Raw genomic sequence first — 6,434 nt, forward strand, 5'->3', positions numbered from 1 at the left:
CTTTTTTGATGGTGTTATTTAATCAGATGCTCTTGGTAGTTTCCTGCCATATATCAGTAAATAAATGGCTGGAATAACAAACAATGACAGCAATGGGGCGGTGACCATGCCACCGACCATAGGCGCGGCAATTTTCTGCATTACTTCATTACCTGTACCACTGCCCCACATAATTGGCAGTAATCCAAAGAAAATGGTGGCAACGGTCATGGCTTTAGGGCGAATACGCATCACGGCGCCGTGGATTAACGCCTCGCTTAAATCACTGCGCTGCTTGTATTGCCCTTTTGCTTGTCTGTCTTTAATGCTGTTATTCAAATATACCTGCATCACCACACCAAATTCAGCCGCGACCCCTGCAAGTGCAATCATCCCGACAGAAACTGCTACCGAGAAATTGAAATCCAACAAGTACAATAACCATGCACTGCCAACAAGCGAAAATGGCAGGCTCAACATGATCACTGAAGCCTGGGTAAATGAGCCAAAAGTCATCATTAGCAGCATGAAAATCACCGCAAGCATTAACGGAATAACCAACTCCATTTTTGCTTCCACGCGTTGCATATACTCATATTGGCCTGCAAAAGTGTAGCTATATCGAGGTGGAAGCTGAACTTGTTCATTAAGCGCTTGTTTGACTGTAGCAATATATTCACCAATGGATATGTTGTCCAAATCGACAAATACCCAACTGATTAATCTACCATTTTCACTGGCAAGCATGGGCGCACCATCGCTAATAGAAATGGTTGCTAAGTTGCCTAATGGTAAGTATTTACCTGTTTTGGTCATGACAGGTAAGTCTTGCAGCTTTTCGATACTGTCACGCAGTTCGCGGGGGTAGCGAATATTGATTGGGTAACGTTCTTGCCCTTGAATAGATTGACCCACTTGCATACCGCCAATGGCCATTTGCACCACATCTTGAATGTCTTTGAGGGTCATTCCGTAACGAGCAGCATTTTTAAGATCTGGCTCAATATCAATATAGCGGCCACCACTTGTTCTCTGAGCAAATGCCGATTGCGTACCAGGTAGTTGACTGACAACGGCTTCTATTTCAGTGCCAATACGCTGAAGTTCATCAATATCTGCGCCGGAAATTTTAATTCCGACTGGGGTTCGTACTCCTGTTGAGAGCATATCAATGCGAGTTTTTATCGGTTGAACCCAAGCATTGGTCATTCCGGGTACTTTAACCGTCTTTTGAAGCTCAGCAATGATCCCCTCAAGTGTCATACCTTCGCGCCACGTATCACGCGGGTTAAGCATGATGGTGGTTTCTAGCATGGTTAACGGCGCAGGATCGGTGGCAGTCATCGCTCGGCCAACCTTACCAAATACCCGCTTTACCTCGGGTACGGTTTTAATGAGTCGGTCAGTTTGCTGCAAAATTTCAGCGGCTTTACCTGCACTTACGCTCGGTAGAGTCGTTGGCATATAAAGCAAATCACCTTCTTCAAGTTCAGGCATAAACTCGCTGCCCATTTTTGTCATTGGATACACCGCACTGCCAAGGGCAATGATGGCTAATAAGATGGTGAACTTTGGAAATTTAAGCACTAAACGCAGCATAGGCTCGTAAATGGCAATCAATAGTCTGCTGAGAGGGTTTTTCTTCTCATCAGGGATTTTACCGCGAACGAAATAGCCCATTAACACCGGGATCAAGGTAATAGCTAATATCGCACTGGCAGCCATGGCAAAGGTTTTAGTAAATGCCAAAGGGTGGAATAATCGGCCTTCTTGAGCTTCTAGGGCAAACACAGGCACAAAGCTTAAGGTGATAATCAACAGACTGAAAAATAGTGCTGGGCCGACTTCAACCGAAGCTTTTCGTACTAACTCCCAATGGGTTTCGCCAGTAGGTGTTTGACCGTTATGTTTTTCTCGATATTGTTCCAAATGTTTATGCACATTTTCGACCATCACAATGGCGGCATCCACCACTGCTCCTATGGCAATGGCTATCCCACCTAAACTCATGATGTTGGCATTTACCCCGATAATATTCATCACGATAAAACTGATTAATATTGAAATAGGCAACGAGATAATCGCCACTAAGGTTGAGCGGGCATGAAGCAAGAAAATCAGGCAGATAATGCCTACGACCATCATTTCTTCGAGGACTTTATGTTTAAGATTGTCCACTGAGTTAAGAATAAGCTCAGAGCGATCGTAAGTGATCACTAACTCCACCCCATCAGGCAGGCCGTTTTCGATTTCTTTAAGCTTATCTTTGACATTGTTGATGGTGGCGAGGGCATTTTCACCGTAACGCATCACCACAATGCCGCCAACCACTTCACCTTTACCATCTAGTTCGGCGATTCCGCGACGGGCGGCAGGCCCTGTGCGTAGTTGCGCCACATCTTTCATCAATACCGGCGTGCCAGATTCAGACACTATGCCTAATGGTATTTCCCTAAAGTCAGCCAGTGTTTGCCGATAACCTGTTGAAGTGATCATGTACTCGGCTTCTGCCATTTCAATGACTGAGCCACCTGTTGAACTGTTAGAATTGTCTAAGGCATTTTTTACAGTCATTAAATCAATTTGATACAAAGCCAACTTATGCGGGTCAACAATGATTTGGTATGACTGCTCCATGCCGCCAATAGTCGCGACTTCTGACACGCCGCTAACACTTTGCAATTCAAGCTTTAAAAACCAATCTTGCAGTGAACGCAATTGTGCTAAATCATGTTGGCCTTTGCGATCAACTAACGCGTACTGAAATACCCAACCAACTCCAGATGCGTCAGGTCCCAGAGTGGGAGTGACATTGTCGGGTAGCTGCCCTTGGGTTTGGGATAAATATTCTAAGACTCGGGAGCGAGCCCAATAAATATCGGTGCCGTCTTCAAAAATAATGTAGACGTAAGAGTCGCCAAACATAGAAAAACCGCGCACGGTTTTTGCACCAGGTACGGCGAGCATGGCGGTTGATAACGGATAGGTTATTTGGTCTTCAACTAATTGTGGTGCTTGGCCTGGGTATGAGGTTTTTACAATTACTTGCACATCAGATAAATCTGGTAGTGCATCCAGTGGCGTCATGCGCATTGCCTGATAACCAATTAAGGCAATCACGGCAGTAAGCACTAACACCATAGCTCTTTGCCTAATTGAGGCGCTGATTATTTTTTCTAACATGTCGGCCTCCGATTAATGATGCGCATGAGGAGCAGTTGCGGGTTCAGTATTACTGCCACTTAATCGTTGCAAACTACCTTGAATACTGGCTTCAGAATCTAATAAGAATTGGCCGGATACGATGACCTTTTCACCCGCTTGCAGACCTTCGATAATCTCTGCTTTACCTTGAGCAATCATACCGACTTTAACGGCTACTGAAGCAAAGCTATTATCATCACGTTGGACTACAACACGGTTCTCTCGGCCTGTTTGAATTAATGCTTCAGTAGGAATGGATAATACGCCGCGCTTTGGGCCGCCAAATAATGTCACATCAACTAAGCTGCCTGGTTTTAAGCTTTTACCTGGATTTTCGAGTTTGATGCGCACTCGCATCGCACGAGAGACGGGATCAAGTTCTGGGTAGATATAATCGATTGTGGACTCAAGATCGAACAAACCTTGGGCTGAAGACGTTACTTCAACTGGGCGACCTTGCTCTAACCAGCTTTGTTCGTTTTCAAACACATCAGCAATAACCCAAACACTTCGTAAGTCGACGATTTCAAATAAGGTTGTTCCGGGTTCAACATACATACCATGACGAACACTCAGTTGACTGATAAAGCCATCTTGGTCGGCATAATATGGAACGCGATAAATGGTCTCGCCAGTGTTTTCCAGTTGTTGGATAGTTGTGGAACTCACCCCAAGTAGTTCAAGGCGTAATCGAGCTTTTTTAAGCAGCCCAGCACCGCGTTCAGGGTCTTGCATGAGATAATCTTTGGCTTGCATATAATCATCTTGAGCGTTGATTAACTCAGGGGAATACAGTTCATATAGCAGCTGGCCTTTTTTAACCCTCTGACCAACATTATGGATCATGAGAGTTTCTAACCAACCACTGACACGGGTATGCGCATGGCCAATGGTGTTTTCGTTGTATTCGACGGTGCCAATGGTTTTAACGAGTTTCCATAATGTGCCTTCGCTGACTTGTTCACTTCGCATTCCAAGTGCTTGTTGCATACCTCCGGATACGCCAACCACGACTTCTTCGCCTACGCTACCCATAGTGACTTTTTCTAGATTCATTCCGCAAATCGGGCAGGTGCCTTGTTCATCAGAAATCACGTGAGGGTGCATTGGGCAAACGTATTTGATATTACCTTCATCATTCGCTTGTGGAGTGGTGAGTAATGCCGGTTTAGGCTGACTAAGTACCTGCTCAGCTTTAGATTGACTTGCTGACTTATCAGGCAGAGTCACAGCATGAGTATGGCTATGACCCGCATGTTCAACTGAAGTGGACTCTTCCTCTTCTTCCTTGACTAAGAACATATTACATTGCGGGCAGCGACCTTTTTCATGACTGGTTTCTTCAGGGTGCATTGGGCAATAGTAAGTGGGGTTATTTGTCACTAATTCATCGATTGCAGATTGCTCATTTTTGACCAGAAACATATTACACAGTGAGCAACGGCCTTTTTCATGGCTGGTTTCTTCTGGATGCATTGGGCATGAATACATTGGATGCGGATCAATTGAGTGATCAGCATGTTGATGATTATCTCGGGTATCAGTAGCTGCGTTAGCGGTGCTAATAGCAAGTACAGCCCCCAACGTCATTGCAATAAAAAGACTGATAATGTGTTTCATAAAAACCTCAAGTAACGAATGACGAACAACAATCCACATTTGGCAGTGAATTAGGTCATCGTAAAAGTAAAACCGGTAAAGTGATCGTTTGTAAAAATGCGCCATATGAAATCACGTTTAGTTGATGTAAACAGTAATGGATGGCGGGTTTAAGCAGTTTAGGCAATAGGAGGTTTAAATGCTGGCAAGGTTTGATGGTAAAAAAAATGCGGTAATTTAGTCGCTTCTGCTTTTATATTCAGTGATTTAGCAATGATGATATCGATATTCTGCATGTGACCGGTCATCGAAATTTTCATACAATGACTGCAATCAAGACTGCAACCTGCCACTGAATCACAACATGAAGATGGTTCGGTCTGTGCTATATCAGTTATAGAGTCGCAACAATGTTTGCTTTGCTTGTTACTGTCTATCATTGAGGGAATGTTGGTCGATACCTGCTGGTGGCAGTCCATCGTAGCGCTTTCCACATCCTCGGTAGCTGCATCACTCGTTGGTTCTTTATCAACTATATGAGTCATAGGCATTGCCACCATTGCATAGCCATTAGTGACTAAGCCTTGTCCGAGTAATGCGAACAAAGCGAAGAAAATAATGATGTGGTGGGACAGTTTAACGCTCATTTATAGCCTGTAGATCCTAATTATTAAAAGTCGTAATAACAGTAAAAGAATTTTACTCATTAACTTGGCGAATATAGCTTGTTAACATTCAGCGAGCAATAAAACGGGTCACAAAACAGATAATTAAATAATATAGATTGTTTAAGTTAATGATAGTTCATTAGTTTTATTGATGGTGTCAGTTTTATGAACTTTCTAGATATTGTTAAAGAAACTTTGCCAATAAGCCCAGCTTGTATTAGGTTTAAGTAAGCTAGATTGGGTCACTAATTTTGTGGTTATTTCGATCTAGGTCTCATTTTGAACATAATGTAGCAACTTATTAATTAAAACATGCCTTTAAATCATTTTTTTAAGGCTAAAACAACCTAGAATACAAATATTATTTTTAGAATTTAAAAATTATATTTTAGAGTTTAAGAATTATAAATTATAAATTTTCTATTGGAGATGACCGATGAACTGGCGTGCACTTTTCAAACCAAGCGCAAAATATTCAATTATCGCACTGATTGTAGTCGGTGTGATTATGGGTGTAGTAGGCTACTTCGCTACACAGCAAACCTTACATGCGACAAGTAGTGATGCATTCTGTATGAGCTGTCACAGTAACCACTCACTAAAAGATGAAGTACTTGCTTCAGCTCATGGTGGTGGAAGCGCAGGTGTAACTGTGCAATGTCAAGATTGTCACCTTCCACATGGCCCAGTTGATTACTTGGTTAAGAAAATCATCGTATCGAAAGATCTATATGGTTTTGTGACTATCAAAGATTTCAACACGCAAGCATGGTTAGATGAAAACCGTAAAGAGCAAGCAGATATTGCACTTGAATACTTCCGTGCAACTGACTCAGCTAACTGCCAACATTGTCATACTCGTATCTACGAAGATCAGCCTGAAACAATGAAGAAAATGGCTAAAAGAATGCACGAACGCAACGCCAAGCAAGAAGGCGATAAGAGAAAGACTTGTGTAGATTGTCATAAAGGTGTTGCTCACCC

General features: G+C 42.9%; 4 protein-coding genes. 1 reads left to right on the plus strand and 3 read right to left on the minus strand.

Going from position 1 to position 6,434, the window contains the following annotated elements; genetic code table 11:
- Positions 1 to 18 precede the first annotated feature (18 nt).
- From AB4153_RS21395 to AB4153_RS21405, 3 genes are all read right to left on the minus strand, one after another.
- Positions 19 to 3,162: an efflux RND transporter permease subunit gene (locus tag AB4153_RS21395; protein WP_371998598.1), complete on the minus strand. Its 3,144-nt coding sequence runs from the start codon at positions 3,160 to 3,162 to the stop codon at positions 19 to 21.
- 12 nt (positions 3,163 to 3,174) lie between these two features.
- Entirely contained in the window at positions 3,175 to 4,803 is a 1,629-nt protein-coding gene (locus AB4153_RS21400; protein WP_371998599.1) for an efflux RND transporter periplasmic adaptor subunit, read from the minus strand.
- A gap of 158 nt (positions 4,804 to 4,961) precedes the next feature.
- Positions 4,962 to 5,429 (minus strand): hypothetical protein, encoded by a 468-nt coding sequence (locus AB4153_RS21405; protein WP_371998600.1) that lies wholly within the window; start codon positions 5,427 to 5,429, stop codon positions 4,962 to 4,964.
- 457 nt (positions 5,430 to 5,886) lie between these two features.
- Here AB4153_RS21405 and AB4153_RS21410 point away from each other — a divergent pair.
- The coding region (locus AB4153_RS21410; RefSeq protein ID WP_371998601.1) for a NapC/NirT family cytochrome c at positions 5,887 to 6,434 on the plus strand (548 nt) is incomplete at its 3' end.

Origin of the sequence: Shewanella sp. 10N.286.52.E4 (assembly GCF_041468785.1) — a bacterium.
Classification (GTDB): domain Bacteria; phylum Pseudomonadota; class Gammaproteobacteria; order Enterobacterales; family Shewanellaceae; genus Shewanella; species Shewanella electrodiphila.

What these genes read in the sequence shown, in the direction of transcription:
- AB4153_RS21400 (WP_371998599.1), bottom strand. Translation starts at nt 4,803, where the DNA reads ATGAAACACATTATCAGTCTTTTTATTGCAATGACGTTGGGGGCTGTA.
- AB4153_RS21395 (WP_371998598.1), bottom strand. Translation starts at nt 3,162, where the DNA reads ATGTTAGAAAAAATAATCAGCGCCTCAATTAGGCAAAGAGCTATGGTG.
- AB4153_RS21405 (WP_371998600.1), bottom strand. Translation starts at nt 5,429, where the DNA reads ATGAGCGTTAAACTGTCCCACCACATCATTATTTTCTTCGCTTTGTTC.